A 16,983-nucleotide genomic window follows, 5' to 3' on the forward strand; every position below is an offset into this window, starting at 1 on the left:
CCGCGCACCACCCCAGCATCTGCACCATCCACGGAAAGGAAGCAGCGTGAGGGCTGCAGTCATCAGCGAGCACGGCGGTTCGGACCTGATCACGGTCCACGACGACTGGGCGGACCCGGTCGCCGGGGACGGCCAGGTCGTCGTCCGGGTCCGGGCCTGTGCGCTGAACTACCACGACCTGTTCACCCTGCACGGGATGCCCGGGATCACCATCCCCTTCCCGCTGATCATGGGCATCGACATCGCCGGCGAGATCGCCGAGGTCGGGGCCGGGGTCGCGGACTGGAAGGTCGGCGACCGGGTGCTCATCGACCCCTGGGACGCGGTCGAGAACAAGCTCGTCGGCGAGATGATGGACGGCGGACTGGCCGAGCTCGTCGCCGTCCACTCCCGGACGCTGATCCGGCTGCCGGACGACGTCTCGTTCGCCGATGCCGCCGCGCTGCCGGTGGCCTTCGGCACGGCGTACCGGATGATGGTGACGCGCGGCGAGGTCGGGCCCGGCGACAAGGTGCTGGTCCTCGGTGCGTCCGGCGGCGTCGGCACGGGCTGCGTGCAGCTCGCCAGCCTGGCCGGGGCGCACGTCATCGCGGCGGCGTCGACCGACGCCAAGCTCGAGCAGCTCGCGGCGCTCGGTGCCGACGAGGGCATCAACTACAAGGACGCCGACTTCATGAAGGTCGTCCACGAGCGCCACGGCAAGCCGCGGGTCTCGGGGACCGGTGGTCTCGACGTGGTCGTCAACTTCACCGGTGGCGACACCTGGGGTCCCTCGCTGCGCTCGCTGCGCAAGGGCGGCCGGCTGCTCAACTGCGGCGCGACCGCGGGCTTCGCGGTCGAGACGGACCTGCGCTACGTCTGGTCCTACGAGCTCGACATCCGTGGCTCCGACGGCTGGCTCCGTTCGGACCTGGAGGCCCTGATCGAGCTGGTCCGGGTCGGCAAGCTGCGTCCGCCCGTCGACCGGGTGCTGCCGCTCTCGGAGGTCCGGACGGCGTTCGACCTGCTCGAGCAGCGCCAGGTCCTCGGCAAGATCGTCGTGGCTCCGGACCGGTGAGGCGCACAGATGCCGCAGGCAGGCAGAGCAAGGTCGACCACGTCGTCGTCTCCGTGCGCGGACTCGACGACGCCATCGGACGCTGGAGCCGGGCGGGCCTTCCCGCCGTCCCGGGCGGCGCCCACCCCACCGGTACGGCGAACGCGCTGGTGCGCGGCCCGCGGGACGCGTACCTGGAGCTGATCGACGTCGTCGTCGAGGACTCCGAGCACGCCACGGCGCGCGCCGTCCGCGCGCGTCCGGGCCCGCTGACGTGGGCGATCAGCGTGCCCGAGCTGGAGGTCTGCCGCGAGCGGCTCCTCGAGCTCGGCCTCGAGACCGGTGAGCCGGTCGAGAGTAGCCGGGTCGCCCCGGACGGCGAGACCTACGTCTGGGAGACCTGCGAGATCGCCGGGCACACCCTGCACCCGTTCGTCCCCTTCCTGATCCGCTGGAAGTCGGGGATGCCGCTCGGTCCGGTCGGCGGTCCGGTGATCAGCTCGATGGACCTGGAGGTGCCCGACCCGGCCTGGCTGCGGGAGGTGCTCGTCCGCTGCGGGCTCGCACCCGACGAGAGCGTGCCCGGGACCGCGGCAGTGACCGACGGCGACCTCACCGTCCGGCTGCGCGAGGGGAGCGCCGGCGTCGTCGCCGTCGACTGGGCGATCGGCCCGCCCGAGCCGCACGTGCTCCTCGACGGCCTCGTGTGCAACGTCCGGTGGCAGGCCGACCCCGTAGGCTCGATGCCTCATGGCTAGGGAGAGCAGCGAGCAGCGGGCCTGGATCGCCGAGGCGGTCCGGCGGCTCGACGCCGACGCGACCCGGAGCGCGGACACGCACCTGCACGTCGTACCGCTGCCGGTGGAGGGGATCGACCTCTACCTCAAGGACGAGTCGGTCCACCCGACCGGCAGCCTGAAGCACCGACTGGCGCGCTCGCTGTTCCTCTACGCGTTGTGCAACGGCTGGATCCACCGCGACAGCACCATCATCGAGGCGTCCAGCGGCTCGACGGCCGTGAGCGAGGCCTACTTCGCCCGGCTGATCGGGCTGCCGTTCGTCGCGGTGATGCCGCGCTCGACGAGCCCCGAGAAGATCGCGCTGATCGAGTTCTACGGCGGCCGCTGCCACCTCGTCGACCGCGCGTCCACCGTGTACGACGAGGCGCGCCGTCTCGAGGCCGAGACCGGCGGTCACTACCTCGACCAGTTCACCTATGCCGAGCGGGCGACCGACTGGCGCGGCAACAACAACATCGCCGAGTCGATCTTCGAGCAGATGCGCGCCGAGCGGCACCCGTGCCCGTCCTGGATCGTGGTCGGCGCCGGCACCGGCGGCACGTCGGCCACCATCGGCCGCTTCGTCCGCTACCGCGGCTTCGACACCCAGGTCCTCGTGGCCGACCCGGAGAACTCGGCGTTCCTCGACGGCTGGACCCGGGACACCTCGGACGCGACCACCTCGGTGCCCTCCCGCATCGAGGGCATCGGCCGGATGCGGGTCGAGCCGTCGTTCGTGGGCGGCGTCGTCGACGACATGCTCCGGGTCCCGGACGCCGCCTCCATCGCCGCGGCCCGCTGGATCTCCGGCGTCCTGGGCCGCACCGTCGGCGGCTCCACCGGCACCAACGTGTGGGCGAGCCTGCAGGTGGTGGAGCGGATGCGCGCCGCCGGTCAGACCGGCAGCATCGTCACGCTGCTCTGCGACGGCGGCGAGCGCTATGCGCACACCTACTACAACGACGCGTGGCTGCGCGAGCAGGAGCTCGACCTCGCGCCGTACCAGGAGTTCCTGGCGGGCTTCGACACGCCCTAGCCGCACGGGACGAGCAGGCTCGCGCCCTCGGGGGCGGAGCCGGCTCGCCGCCCCGAGCCAACTGATCTTGTCGACCCCTCTGTCAATTGCGCGGAACCTCGGACAGCGACGCTCGTTGCAGGGTTAGCCTCCGCGAGCAGTCGTCTGCTCCACCTCGGACGGCGCAGATGACGATGGGGACTCGCATGATGCTGACGTACGCCCGCGGACCGGTGGTCCGCCTGCTCACCGCGGTGCTGGCCACCGCCCTGACCCTGGCCGGGCTGGTGGCGCTGTCCACCGCCACCGCGCCTGCGGCGCACGCCGCGGCGGGCACCGTGCGGGGCACGGTGACGGCCGCGGACACGGGGGCGCCGCTGGTCGGCATGACCGTGGTGGCGTACTGCCAGGAGAGCGGGGCGTGGGCCCGGTGCGAGGAGACGACCAGCGGGGCGGGTGGGGCGTACACGCTCGCGCTGCCGGCGGGGACGTTCCACATCGGGGCGAGCAGCGGTGACAACCAGTTCGCCGAGACCTTCTTCGGAGGTACGACGCGCGCGAACGCCGCGGACGTCGTCCCGCCGGCGAGCGACATCGACCTGGCGATGGCGCGCAACGCGTCGGTCAAGGGCCGGGTCGGCCAGGGTCTGCTCAACGCGGCGGTCCCCAATGTCGACGTGTGCCTCTACGGCCAGGTGACCACGGGCGGCACGACCTCGTGGAAGTGCCTCACCGAGGCCAAGACGACGACGCGCTCCGACGGCACCTACACGGTGTGGGCCAAGCCGGGCACCTACCGGGTCGGCTTCTCGGTCGCGGACAACCGGATGCGCGAGGTGTTCTACCCCAACGCGGCGACGGTCGCGGCGGCCACCAACCTGGCGCTCACCAGCGCCGGGCGCACCGGCATCAACGTCAAGATGGTCGGCAACGGCAAGGTCACCGGCTCGGTCCGGGTCCAGGGCACCAACGCCGCCGTTCCGGGCGCGCAGGTCAAGGCCTTCGAGCTCGTCGGCTCGGCCTGGCAGCCGACGCACACGGCGACCGCGGACGCGGCCGGCGGCTACGAGCTCTACCTCGCCAACGGCACCTACCGGTTCTCCTTCGACGGCGGCGCGACGTACCAGGCGGAGTTCTGGAACGACAAGGCCACCGTCGAGACCGCGACCGACGTGGTCGTCGCCAACGGCGCCACCGTCACCGGCATCAGCCCGCTGCTCGCGCGCAACGCCCGGATCACCGGCAAGGTGACCGCCGAGGACGGCGGCGCGCCGATCGCCGGCGCCCAGGTCGCGGCGCTGCGTCAGGTGACCAAGCAGGTCGGCGGCCAGACCCGCACCGTGTGGGACGCCGTGGCGTGGGCGACCGCGGACGGCGCCGGCGCCTACCAGCTGGCCGTCACGCCGGGCACCTACCGGGTCTCGTTCGACGACCCGTGCGACCCGACGGCCTGTGCCGACGTCTACCAGGCCGAGTACTGGAACGACGCCGCCGACGTCGAGGACGCCGACAACGTCGTGGTCGCCGGCTCGGGCACCTACCCCGAGCGCAACGCGGCCCTGGCCGCCAACGGCCACATCACGGGCACCGTGACCGCGGCGGACGGCGGCGCGCCGCTGCGCGGCATCGCCGTCACCGCACTCGACCAGAAGACCTACCAGGCCGGCGGCCAGACCCGCACCGAGTGGGTCGTGGTCGGCCGCGCGACGACCGACGTCGACGGCGAGTACACGCTGCCGGCCGCGCCGGGCACCCACAAGATCGAGTTCGCGGAGACCTGCTCGGGCGCGGGCTGCCGCTACCTCGGCGAGTTCTACGACGACGCGGCGTCCGCCGAGACCGGCGCCGGTGTCACGATCACCGCTCCCGGGGCCACCACCTCGGGCATCGACGCCGAGCTGGCCGCGGGCGCGCTGGTCTCCGGCAAGCTGACCGGTGCCGCCGACGCCGCGGTCGCCGGCGCCAAGGTCACCGTCTACACCCAGCAGGCCGGAGCCTGGAAGCCGCTCACCAGCGTCACGTCCGGCGCCGACGGCCGGTACGCCGTCCTGGTGGCCGGCGGCAACGTCCGCGTGGGCTTCTCCGACGCCGACGCCCGCTTCACCGAGGAGTTCTTCGACGACAGCCGCACCCTGGCCGGTGCCGACACGATCGCCGTCACCGGCGCCGACGTGCCGAACATCAACGCCACGCTCGGGCTGCAGGTCGTCAACACCGCGGTGCCGACGATCCCGGACGCCGACCCGCAGGTCGGCGAGACGATCACCGCCGGCAACGGCACCTGGGCGGTCACGCCCGACAGCTACACCTACAAGTGGTTCCAGTCCGGCACGGTCGCCCCGATCGGCACCGAGCAGGCCCTGGTCGTCCCCGCGGGCGCCCTGGGCAAGACGCTGACCGTCGAGGTGACGGCCAAGAAGGCCGCGCACGCCGACGGCGTCGCGACCTCCGCGCCGTCCGCCGCGGTCGCGCTCGGCACGCTGACCAGCTCGGCCAAGCCGACGGTCTCAGGTGCGGTGACGGTCGGCAGCACGGTCCAGGCCCTCGAGGGCACCTGGTCCGCGACGCCCGACAGCTACACCTACAAGTGGTTCCAGTCCGGTACGGCAACCCCGATCGGCACCGGCAAGGAGCTCGTGGTCCCGGTCGGCGCGGTCGGCAAGACCCTCAGCGTCGAGGTCACTGCGAAGCGGGCCGGCCACACCGACGGTGTCGCCACCTCGGACCCGACGGCGGCGGTCGCCCCCGGCGGCCTGGTCAACAGCGCGAAGCCCACGATCAGCGGCGACCTCAAGGTCGGCAGCACGGTCACGGCAGGTGACGGCACCTGGGCCCCGGCTCCGGACGGCTTCACCTACCGCTGGTTCCAGGCCGGCAGCACCGACGCGATCGGCACCGGCAAGGACCTCGTGATCCCGGTCGGCGCGGTCGGCAAGACGCTCACCGTCGAGGTCACCGCGGCCAAGGCCGGCTACGGCAACAGCACGGCGGTCTCGGACCCGTCGGCGGCCGTCGGGTTCGGCACGCTGACCAGCACGGCCAAGCCGACCATCACCGGCGCGGTCAAGGTCGGTGGCACGGTCGCCGCGGTCGAGGGCACCTGGTCCTCGACCCCCGGCTCGTACACCTACCGCTGGTTCCAGGAGGGCTCGACCGACCCGATCGGCACGACCAAGACCCTCGTGGTCCCGGCCGGCGCCTTCGGCAAGAAGCTGACCGTCGAGGTCACGGCGCGCAAGCTCGGCTACACCGCCGGCGTGGCGTCGTCCGACCCGTCGGCGGCCGTCGCCAAGGGCGACCTGGCCAACACCGCGGCGCCGACGATCACCGGCACCGCCCAGGTGGGCAAGACCGTCACGGCGGAGCCCGGCACCTGGACGCCGGCTGCCGAGGGGCACACCTACCGCTGGTTCCAGGACGGCAGCACCGACCCGATCGGCACCGGCAAGGACCTCGTCGTCCCGGCCGGCGCCGCGGGCAAGAAGGTGCGGGTCGAGGTCACCGCGACCGCCGCCGGGTACGCCGACGGCGTGGCCTCCTCGGCCGCCACCGACGACGTCGCCCTGGGCGAGCTCGCCAGCTCGGCCGAGCCGACGATCACCGGCACCGTCCAGGTGGGCAAGACCGTCACCGCGGAGCCCGGCACCTGGACGCCGGCCGCCGAGGGTCACACCTACCGCTGGTTCCGCTCCGGCGCCACCGACCCGATCGGCACCGGCAAGGACCTCGTCGTCCCGGCCGCCGCCGCGGGCGAGACGCTGACGGTCGAGGTCACCGCCTCCGCCGCCGGGTACGCCGACAGCGCCGCCGTCTCCGAGCCGACCGCCGCGGTCGCCAAGGGCCAGCTCGCCAACACCGCGAAGCCGACCGTCACCGGCACGGTGGCGGTGGGCGGCACGGTCCAGCCGAACGACGGCACCTGGTCGCAGACGCCCGACAGCTACACCTACAAGTGGTTCCTGTCCGGCGCGAGCGCCCCGATCAGCACCGACCGCCAGCTCGTCATCCCGAGCGGCGCGGCGGGCAAGACCCTGCGCGTCGAGGTGACCGCGACCAAGGCCGGCTACACCGACGCCTCGGCGAGCTCGGACCCGCTCTCGGTGGCGGTGCCCGCGGCCCAGCCGCCGGTCAACACGGTCAAGCCGACCATCACCGGCAAGGTCCAGGTCGGCAAGACGCTCACCGTGAACCCGGGCACCTGGTCGCCGACCCCGACCAACCACGGGTACCAGTGGTTCGCCAACGGCGTCCGGCTCCAGGACGTCACCGGCAACCGGCTCACCCTGACCCCGGCCCTGGCCGGCAAGGTGATCCAGGTCCTGGTCGGCGCGAGCGTCCCCGGCGCCATCGGCTGGGAGTGGAGCGCGGCTACCAAGCCGGTCGCCCTCGGCACCCTGACGGTCACCGGTCGCCCGACCCTGACCGGCACCGCCAAGGTCGGCAAGAAGCTCAAGGTCGTCGTCCCCCGGACGACGGCGCCGGCTGGCGCGACCGTCACGATCCAGTGGCTGGTGGGCGGCAAGGCGATCCCGAAGGCCACCGGCAAGGCGCTCAAGCTCGGCAGCGTGCTCTACCGCGGCAAGAAGGTGCAGGCCCGGGTGACCTACACGCTCAAGGGCTACGCGCCGGTGGTGCGGACCACCGCCAAGGTCAAGGTGAAGTAGCCGCGCGGCACGACGACGAGGCCTCCGCCGGGTTCGCCCGGCGGGGGCCTGTCGTCGTTCGCGCTCATGTAACTACGTGTTACGTGCGCAACAGCGCCCGGGTAGATGCCAAAACCGGTACCTAACACGTAGTTACATGAGCTCGCCCCGCAGCAGCCCGAGCTGGCGCGCCCGGACGACGACCTCGTCGCGGGAGCGGGCGTCGAGCTTGCGGCGCAGGTTGGCCAGGTGGGTGCGCGTGGTGTTGATCGAGACGTAGTTGGCCTTGGCGATCTCGGTGAGGGAGATCCCCGAGCTCAGGTCGCTCAGCAGGTCGCGCTCGCGCTTGGTCACCGTGATCAGGGAGACCGCCGCGGGATAGACGTCGACGACCCCGCGCTCGTCGAGGACCGCCAGCAGTGCCGCCAGCGCGGGGACGTCGGAGGCGAGGTCGTCGAGCGCCGTACGGGGCACGGTCGCGAGCGCGCGGGCGAGGTCCTGCTCCTGCACCCGCCCGACGGCCCGGCGCAGGGCCGCCACGGCACCGGGCCGGTCGCCCGCGGCGTGCCGGGCGGCGGCCACCACGAGGAGCGCCTCGGTGACGGCCCGCGGACTCGCGGTGTCGTCCTGGACGACGAGCTCGGCCTCGTGCAGCGCGGGCGTCGGGTCGCCGCTGAGCAGCAGGGTCCGGGCCCGGACGACGCGCGCCGCACCGGCGATGTCGGGCGCCCCGTCGAGCTCGGCGAGCGCCTGGTTCGCCTGGCCCAGCGCGAGGTGGACGTCGGCGCGCAGCAGGCGGACGAGACCGGCGGCCAGGCCGCTCCCGGACACCTCGTCCCGCTGGGCCTCCAGGGCGTCGTCGAGGTACCGGCTCGCCCGGCCGGCGTCCCCGCGGGCCAGCGCGTGGCTGACGTGGATCCACAGGAACACTGCCCACTGCTCGCCGCGCTGGGTCGGGTGGGGCATCGCGCCGAGCCGGCTCTCGGCCTGCGGGTCCAGGGCGTCGCTGGCCCGGATGGCCGCGGTCGCGGTCAGGTTCGACTCGACGAAGCGGTCGATCCACAGGTCCGGACGGCGGGTCTGCTCCCCGGCCCGCTCCAGCCAGGTCGCGCTCGCGACGTGGTCGCCGCGGACGGCGTCCACGAGGGCGAGCTTGCCGGCGATGGCCCGGGCGACGAAGCCGTAGGGGTCCCGCGTGTGGTGGGTCCAGGCGCTGAGGAACCAGCGGCGGGCGGCGTCGAGGTCGCCCGCGACCTGGGCGGTGATGCCCGCCTGGAGGTGCCAGTAGGGGAGGATCCGGCCGCGCTCGCCGTACCAGGGGTAGACGCTGGCCTCGGCCAGCGGCACCGCGGCCCGCACGATCGCCATCGCCTCGTCGAACCGGCCCAGGCGGCGCCGGGTGACCAGCGGCAGCAGGGCCTGGCGCAGCCGCAGGTCGCCGTGGCGGGCGAACTCCGCCTCGGCCTCCCGTGCGGTGCGCGGCAGGCCGATCGGGGTGGTGCCGATCGGCAACCGGCCGATGTCCTCGAACCGGAAGCCCAGGCCGGGCAGCGACGTCGCGAGGTCGAGCGGCAGCTCGGCCGCGATCTCGAACATCAGCGCGCCGTGGGCGCTGTGCGCCAGGTCGACGCCCCACCGGTCGATGATCCGGCCCATCCGGTCCGGGTCGCCGAGCGCGTGGGCCGCGGTGAGGCCGCAGTCGTCGGTGCCGGTCCGGAAGCGGTGGTCGGCCTGCTGCTCGAGCTCGGCGATCTCGGCAGGCTCCCGCGCGGCGACCGGTTGGGTCTCCGTCGGGATCGCGGGTTCGAGGTCGACCTCGAGCACGGGTGCACTCCTTATGTCCGCGGTTCCCCACCACCGGAACAAGGGCCTGTCCAGGGTAGTCCGGGACCGCCCTCGCCCGCGGTGACTTTCGGACTCTGGACGATGGTCTGGACCGGGATGAGGCCCTGGACATGCGCGTGCGCGGCGCCCCGACGGGCGCTAGCGTGCGGCTGCGACCGTCGCCCCCCGCCTGGTCAGGAGAGCCGTGGACACCGAGCAACGCCTGAGCCGGACGACCGTCGCGGCCCTCTGCGTCACCGAGTTCTGCGCCCTCGGCGCGCTCGTCATCCCGCTCGTGGTGGGCCTGAGCCTGCTCGTGCGCGGGGTCGAGTCCGGGCTCGCGCTGGAGACCCGGCTCAGCTGGGTCGAGACGGCCGGCGCCCTGACCGCGATGTCGCTCAACCCGGTGTGGGGCTGGCTCAGCGACCGCACCGTGCGCCGCAGCGGCCACCGCACGCCGTGGATCGTGGGTGGCACCGTCGTCGGCTGCGCCGCGGTCGTGACGGCGACCTACATGACCACCCTGCCCGCGCTGGTCCTCGTGTGGGCCTGCGCGCAGATGTCTTACAGCGCGACCTTCGCCGCGCTCTACGGCACCCTCTCCGACGTGGTGCACCCGGCAGACCGGGCGCGCGTGTCCGGCTGGTTCGCGGCTGCGGCGACCGGAGCGATCAGCTTCGGCGGCCTGGTCGGCTACGCGCTGCTCACCGGGCACCTCGGCGTCGCGCTCAGCGAGCCCCGCGTGGCGTTCGTGCTCCTGGCGTTCGTCGCGGTGCCGGTGGCGATCGTCGCGAGCCTGCACCTGCGCACCCTCACGCCGCGGACCCGCGTCGCCGAGCCCGAGCCCGCGCCGGTGGCCGCGCCGCTGGCGGGCGCGGGCTCGGCGTACTGGTGGCTGTGGCTGCAGCGCCTGTTCGCCCAGGCCTCCTACAGCTGCCTGACGGTCTACGGCGTCTTCTTCCTCATCCGCCGTGCGGGCGAGGAAGCCCACGACGCGGCCGCCACGGTCGCCCTGGTCACGGCCATCGGTGCCGCGCTCGGCATGGCGATGGCGGTCGGCGGCTCCCGGGCCCTGGCCCGCCGGATCGGCTACCGCCCGGTGATGGCCGCCGGCATCCTGCTCCTGCTCGGCGCCAACGTGCTGCTCGCGCTGTCGGCCAGCACCCCTGCGTTCGTGATCGCCCTCCTCTGCGCCGGCACCGGCCTCGGCACGTACGTCGCCCTCGACCTCGCCGTCGCGCTGACCGTGCTCCCGCCGACCGCGAACGGCCGGTTCCTCGGCTACTTCAACATCGCCCGGACCCTGCCGCAGTCGGTGGTCCCGGCGCTCGGCCCGCTCTTCCTGGCGCTCGGCTCCGGGGACCTGCTCGGTGCGGACCGGTCGCGCAACTACTTCGCCTTCTTCGCGTTCGGCAGCGTGCTCTCGCTGGTCGCGCTGGTGCTCCTCGCCCGGCTCACCGTCCCGGACCACCGCGACCCCCGAAAGGGGGGTGAGATGCGGGATGAGGTTCCCGCCTCGCCCGTGTCCTGAGACCTTCCCGATCGATTCTTCACCTTGCGACGAGAACGGCCGTCCGAGGGGAGAGGCCGCCTCACCGCACTCTCATGCCCCCCGGTGGAAGGTCTCCTGCCATGAAGATGTCCGTGCCCGAACGCGGGACGGCGAGGCGCGCAGCGGCGCGCTCGCGCGTCCCGCTCGTCGTGACGATGGTGCTCGCCGTCGTCACCGCAGGCGTGGGGCTGCTGTGGCCCTCCGCCGCGTCGGCCGCGGGGTCCGGCGTGCTCGACATCGTGATCACGCCGGTCGACCTGAGCAACGGCGCGACCATCACCGACATCGAGGACGGGACGCACGACAACAAGGTCACCTACCGGGTGCAGTACTCCTGCACCACCGCCGCGTGCGACGGCACCCAGGTGCAGTTCTCCACGCCGCCCACCGACCCCCACGGGCTGCTGCCGGCCGGCCAGTTCATCCTGATGTACGGCTCGTGGGTCCAGCCCGGCGCGGGCGGCACCATCGGCGGCACCGACGCGACCGGCAAGGTCGTCGACCTCGGCAACCTCGCCGCCGGTACGTCGGGCACCTTCTCGGTGACCTACGGCTACCAGGCCTCGCGCAACCGCGAGATCCCGAACGGCTCCTTCTACCCCGAGGGCACCTCGGTGCCGATGTCCGCGACGATCAGCTCCGACTCCGCGACCGGCCCGAAGACCTCGAACAGCGCCGTCACCTGGCACATCGGCACCCCGACGGCGGTGACGTCCGGCCTCGGTGTCTCGAACCCGACCTTCGACACCGACGTCCAGGAGTCGTACCGGATCGCCGTCAACCCCGGCAACATGCGCACCAACCCGGGCTCCAACGTCGCGGGTGACGCGTCGTTGGTCGCCACGGGCAACTACAAGATCGTCTACACCGTCCCGGCCGAGGCCGTGATCGACGAGGCCAGCGACGACGGGGTCATCGACAACGCCAACCACACGGTCACCTGGACCAAGGGCACCGCGGCGACCCCGTCGTACGGCGCTCGCGGTGGCTGGGGTCTCGCGGCCCTGAGCGGCTTCAACAGCGGCGGCGCCGCGACCAACAACGGCCTGGTCGGCCCGGCCGACGCGGCCACCTGGGGCCCGCGGACCGTCAAGGTGACCTTCCCGGGCAGCAACTTCCCCGAGGCGGACCCGACCGGCTGCAACTTCGTCAAGGACGTGACGTCGAACCTCGCGGTGACCGTCAACTACCTCGACAGCGCTCGCACGCAGCGGACGCTCAACCGCGACCTGACGACCAAGGTCGCCTGCACCAACCCCTTCGGCGGGATCCTGACCGCCAAGACCGTCTCGAACGGCGTCACCACCAACGAGGGTGACGGCGACCTGGGCGGCGGCATCCTCGCCGTCAACACCCCGGCTCCGGGTGAGGCCGACACGGGCAACCGCGAGTGGCGGGTCTCGGCCGGCAACGTCGGCAATGTCGACGCCACGGCCGTGATCGACGAGCCGAACCTCGACCAGGACCACATCAAGGTGCAGCGGATCATCGCCTACCAGTTCTCGGGCGCGCCCGCGGGCTGGGAGGCGAGCGTCGACTGGGTCGACAACACCGGAGCGACCGGCACCGCCCAGCTGGGCAACGCCGCCTTCGTCGACGCGCAGCCGGGCCGTTGGTTCGTCAGCGCCAAGACCACCGCGCCGCTCCCGGCCGGGCGGATCCTGCCGAGCGACAACACCGCGACCACGATGCAGATGGGCTACCGCTTCAAGATCGACGACGGGGCCATCCCGCTGACCGGCCAGGAGCGCACCAACACCGCCGACGTCTCCATGTCCTACCCGGCCGACGCCGACGGCGACGGCACCCCGGACGACTACACCAACCTGCAGGGTCAGCCCCTGCCGACGCGGAAGGTCGAGCAGTCGCGCTCGCGCACGGTCCGCTACACCCAGCCGCTGGCCACGCTGACCCCGGGCTTCGTGGGCACCCCCGTCGTGGCCGGCGGTGGCAACCCGATGCCGGGCACCGAGGTGACCTTCTCGATGCGCGCGCTGACCTCCAACGTCTGGCCCGGTACGTCGGTCCAGCCGCAGCTGGTCTTCGTCGCGCCGGTCGGGTGGGAGGTCGTCCCGGGCTCGGCGTCGTTCACCGCGAACGGCACGGGCGCGACGGCGACGGCGCCCGCCGGCGTCACGTACGACTACCGCACCGTCACCATCGGTGGCGAGCAGCGCTCGGTCGCCGTGGCGACGTACCCGAGCCAGGTCGCACTGAGCGCGGCGACCAACGACTACTGGCCGACGCTCTCGGTCAAGGCCAAGCCGACCCTCGCGGCGGTGCCGGGCGTGCAGCCGATCGGTGCGGTCTGGGCCGGTGACCAGAGCGGCACCTGGCGCGACGCGACCGGCCAGGGCTTCGTGTCCGGGCCGAACCAGTTCCGGGTCACCGCGCTGGCGGCCGACTCCGGAGACGTCGACGCCGACGGGGACACGACCGAGGAGTACGCGGTCCAGAACAACACCTTCAACCTCGCTGTCGGCGCCTCCGACGGCCTGAGCGTCCTCAAGGAGCTGTGCATCCCCGACGAGAGCGCGGCCGACGGTTGCGCGTGGGTCGCCGACCCGTCGCAGGTCCACGAGATCCCGGTCGCGGAGTCGACCGTGAAGTACCGGATCACGCTGCGCAACGCGGGCAACACGACCCTCCACGACGTCGTCGCGTACGACGTCCTGCCGTACGTCGGCGACACCGGCCTGCTGGCCAACCCGCCGGCCCGCGGCTCGCAGTTCAACCTGCTCGTCGACTCGATCGCCTCGAGCTCGCCGAACCTCCAGCTCGCCTACTCGGCCTCGACCAACCCGGCGCGCCCGCAGGTCAACCCGGGTGCGGCCGGCACGGTCGACGACTGGGGCGCCGGTGCCGCCGGCAAGAAGGCGATCCGGATGACCGTCGACGGCGACCTCGCCGCCGGCGCGACCGCCGAGGTGGTCCTCGTGGCCGCCGTGGCGCCGGGCTCGCCGACCAACAAGACCGCCTGCAACACGGTCGCCGCGGACTCGAACGAGACGCTGCCGGCCGAGCCGCTCGCGGTGTGCGTGATCCGCGCGGCGGGGGAGCCGGGCCTCACGCTCGCCAAGACCGCGGCGCTGACCACCGACCACGGCACGCCGGGGGTGGCCGACAAGGGGGACGTGATCACGTACACCTTCACCGCCGACAACAGCGGCAACGTCCCGCTGTCCGACGTGTCGATCGACGACACCAAGGCGGGGCTCTCGGCGATCACGCCGGCGAGCGTGGCCACGCTGGCTCCGGGCGACGACACCACGTTCACCGCGACGTACACGGTGACGCAGGCGGACGTCGACAACGGCGCGGCGATCACCAACACCGCGACCGCCGAGGCGACGGACCCGGACGACGGTGCGGTCGTCTCGCCGCCCGACTCCGCGTCGACCAACGTCGTGACGGCGGCGCCGAGCCTGCTGACGGACAAGGAGGCCGAGCTCGACGACACGAACGGCAACGGCAAGGCCGACAAGGGCGAGAAGATCGCCTACTCGTTCACGGTGCGCAACAACGGCAACGTGACGGTGAGCGGTGTTGCGGTCGACGACCCGATGGTCTCGGGGATCAGCCCGGCGTCGGCGACGATCGCGCCGGGTGGTCAGCAGGTGTTCACCGCGGGTGACTACACGGTGACCCAGGCGGACGTCGACAGTGGTGGTCCGATCGTGAACCGGGCGTCCGCGTCCGGTACGGCGCCCGGTGGTGGCGAGGTCACCTCGCCGGACGACACCACGTCGACCGACACAGTGGCCCGTGCGCCGGGTCTGTCGGTGGACAAGTCCGCGGCGCTGACGACCGATCACGGCGCGGCCGGCAAGGCGGACAAGGACGACGTCATCACCTACACGTTCGTGGTGGAGAACACCGGGAACGTGACGATGACGAACGTCGCGATCGCCGATGCCCTGCCGGGTCTCTCGCCGACGACGCCGCTGCAGGTCGCCACGCTGGCGCCGGGTGCGGACACGACGTTCACCGCGACGTACACGGTGACCCAGGCCGACGTGGACGCTGGTACGCCGGTGCACAACTCGGCCGTCGCCCAGGGCAAGGCGCCCGACGGCACGACGTCGAGCTCGACGCCGGACACGACCGACACCGACGTGGTGGCGGCCGACCCGGACCTGTCGATCGACAAGACCGCCGTGCTGGACGACACGAACGGCAACGGTGCCGCGGACAAGGACGAGGAGATCGCCTACACGTTCACGGTGCACAACGCCGGCAATGTCACCCTCAGCGGCGTGAAGGTCACCGACCTGCTGCCCGGCCTGAGCGCCGTCAGCCCGGTGAGCGTCGCGACGCTGGCCCCGGGTGCGGACGCGGTGTTCACCGCGTCGTACACGACGACCCAGGGCGACGTGGACCGCGGCGGCTCGATCGACAACTCCGCCACCGCGTCCGCGAAGGCGCCGAACGACGCCCCGGTGACCTCGGTCCCCGACACGACCAGCACCAACCTGGTGCCCGGTGCGCCGGGGATCGTGCTGGACAAGAAGTCGGTGCTCGACGACACCAACGGCAACGGCAAGGCCGACGTGGGTGAGGAGATCGCCTACACGTTCGAGGTGGAGAACACCGGCAACGTGACCGCGACGGACGTCGAGGTCACCGACCCCGAGGTCACCGGCATCACGCCGGCCAGCGCGACCATCGCCCCGGACGACACCGTGGTGTTCACCGCCGATCCCTACGTGGTGACGCAGGGTGACGTCGACGACGGCGTCGTGCACAACGTCGCGGCCGCCTCGGCGAAGGTGCCGGGTGGCGCGACCGTGACCAGCGAGGACGTCGACGACGTCGACACCGTCGAGGCCCACCCGGACCTGGGTGTCGTGAAGTCCGCGGAGATCACGGTGGACGCGGCCACGGCCGGCAAGGCCGACGTGGACGATGTCGTCACCTACACCTTCACGGTGCGCAACGACGGCGGTGCCACGGCGTTCGACGTCTCGGTCGCGGACGCCCTGCCGGGTCTGTCGGCGGTCTCGCCGGCCTCGGTGGCGACGCTCGCCCCGGGCGCGGAGACCGAGTTCACCGCGACGTACACGGTGAGGCGGGCGGACGTGGTGCGTGGCGGGATCGAGAACACCGCGTCGGTGACCTACCGCGGCCCCGTCCGCGGCGGCCAGCAGCCGGCTCCGGTCACGGACGACTCCAACACCGTCACCACCCCGACCGGCAGCATCGGTGCGCCGACGCTGACCACGAAGGCGTCGTCGGCCAAGGTCGCGATGAGTGTCGGCAAGGGTGGTGTCCCGAACGGGGTGCGGTTGCACGACGTGGTGACGATCAGCGGTTTCGTGACCGGTGGTGACGCGTCGGGTACGGCCACGCTGTACGGGCCGGTGGCGAAGCGTTCGGCGGGGATGTGCACGCCGGGGCGCAAGGTCGGTTCGGTGGCGTTCGTGCCGCGTAACGGCACGGTGCGTACGCCGGCGATCACGGTCCGCAAGCCGGGCTACTACACCTGGGTGGTCGCTACCAGTGAGGACCGGCGCAACGACGCTGCTTCGCATGCCTGTGGGTTGGCGGCGGAGACGACGCTGGTGCACCGTGCGGAGGTCGGCAAGGTCAAGATCGAGACCGGGTTCACCGGTCCGGTGGTCGCGGGCCGCCAGGTGCGTCCGGCGAGTGTGTCGATCCCGGCGATCGGGATGAAGGCTCCGTTGGACGTGGTGGGTGTGCGCAAGGGGTCAATGGTGATCCCGGAGAACGTGCGCCGTGGTGGCTGGCTGCAGCAGTCGGCTGCTCCTGGTGAGGTGGTCGGTGCGACCGTCATCGCCGGTCACGTCTCTGATCGTCATGACCGGCCGGGTGCGTTCGGGAAGCTGAACAAGGCCAAGGTGGGTCAGGTCGTCACCGTGCGGGGCACGGACGGCAAGGTGCAGAAGTACCGGATCACCAAGGTCTACACGCAGAAGCGGACCAAGGGCTTCACCGGTGCTCCGGTGTCGACCACCGGTGCCCACCAGCTCACGTTGGTGACCTGCACGGGCAAGGTCCGCTACAGCAGCGGCCGGTTCCACTACACGAAGAACCAGGTCGTGATCGCGACCCCGATCGGCTGATCCCCAGCCGTCGGGACGAGGCCCTCACCGGAACCATCCGGTGGGGGCCTC

The 16,983-nt window shown here is 72.4% G+C and carries 7 protein-coding genes; 6 read left to right on the plus strand and 1 reads right to left on the minus strand.

Annotated features, from left to right (window positions below; genetic code table 11):
• The first annotated feature begins 46 nt into the window (after window positions 1-46).
• From M0M48_RS26990 to M0M48_RS27005, 4 genes are all read left to right on the plus strand, one after another.
• A complete protein-coding gene (locus M0M48_RS26990) occupies window positions 47-1,057 on the plus strand; it encodes a zinc-binding dehydrogenase (RefSeq protein WP_215813795.1) in 1,011 nt (336 codons plus the stop codon).
• Window positions 1,054-1,794, plus strand: a complete 741-nt coding sequence (locus tag M0M48_RS26995) for a VOC family protein (protein ID WP_257753499.1) — start codon at window positions 1,054-1,056, stop codon at window positions 1,792-1,794. The genes M0M48_RS26990 and M0M48_RS26995 overlap by 4 nt, the downstream gene beginning before the upstream one ends.
• Window positions 1,787-2,851: a PLP-dependent cysteine synthase family protein gene (locus tag M0M48_RS27000; RefSeq protein WP_257753500.1), complete on the plus strand. Its 1,065-nt coding sequence runs from the start codon at window positions 1,787-1,789 to the stop codon at window positions 2,849-2,851. The genes M0M48_RS26995 and M0M48_RS27000 overlap by 8 nt, the downstream gene beginning before the upstream one ends.
• A 185-nt stretch (window positions 2,852-3,036) precedes the next feature.
• Window positions 3,037-7,494 (plus strand): hypothetical protein, encoded by a 4,458-nt coding sequence (locus M0M48_RS27005; protein WP_257753501.1) that lies wholly within the window; start codon window positions 3,037-3,039, stop codon window positions 7,492-7,494.
• Between the two features lie 132 nt (window positions 7,495-7,626).
• Here the strand turns inward: M0M48_RS27005 and M0M48_RS27010 are convergent, their stop codons facing one another.
• Entirely contained in the window at window positions 7,627-9,297 is a 1,671-nt protein-coding gene (locus M0M48_RS27010) for a helix-turn-helix transcriptional regulator (RefSeq protein ID WP_257753502.1), read from the minus strand.
• 205 nt (window positions 9,298-9,502) lie between these two features.
• Here M0M48_RS27010 and M0M48_RS27015 point away from each other — a divergent pair, with 205 nt between their 5' ends.
• Window positions 9,503-10,828, plus strand: a complete 1,326-nt coding sequence (locus M0M48_RS27015) for an MFS transporter (RefSeq protein ID WP_257753503.1) — start codon at window positions 9,503-9,505, stop codon at window positions 10,826-10,828.
• A 101-nt stretch (window positions 10,829-10,929) separates the two neighbouring features.
• Window positions 10,930-16,932 (plus strand): DUF7507 domain-containing protein, encoded by a 6,003-nt coding sequence (locus tag M0M48_RS27020; protein ID WP_257753504.1) that lies wholly within the window; start codon window positions 10,930-10,932, stop codon window positions 16,930-16,932.
• Window positions 16,933-16,983 lie beyond the last annotated feature (51 nt).

Origin of the sequence: Pimelobacter simplex, assembly GCF_024662235.1 — a bacterium.
In the GTDB taxonomy this organism is placed as follows: domain Bacteria; phylum Actinomycetota; class Actinomycetes; order Propionibacteriales; family Nocardioidaceae; genus Nocardioides.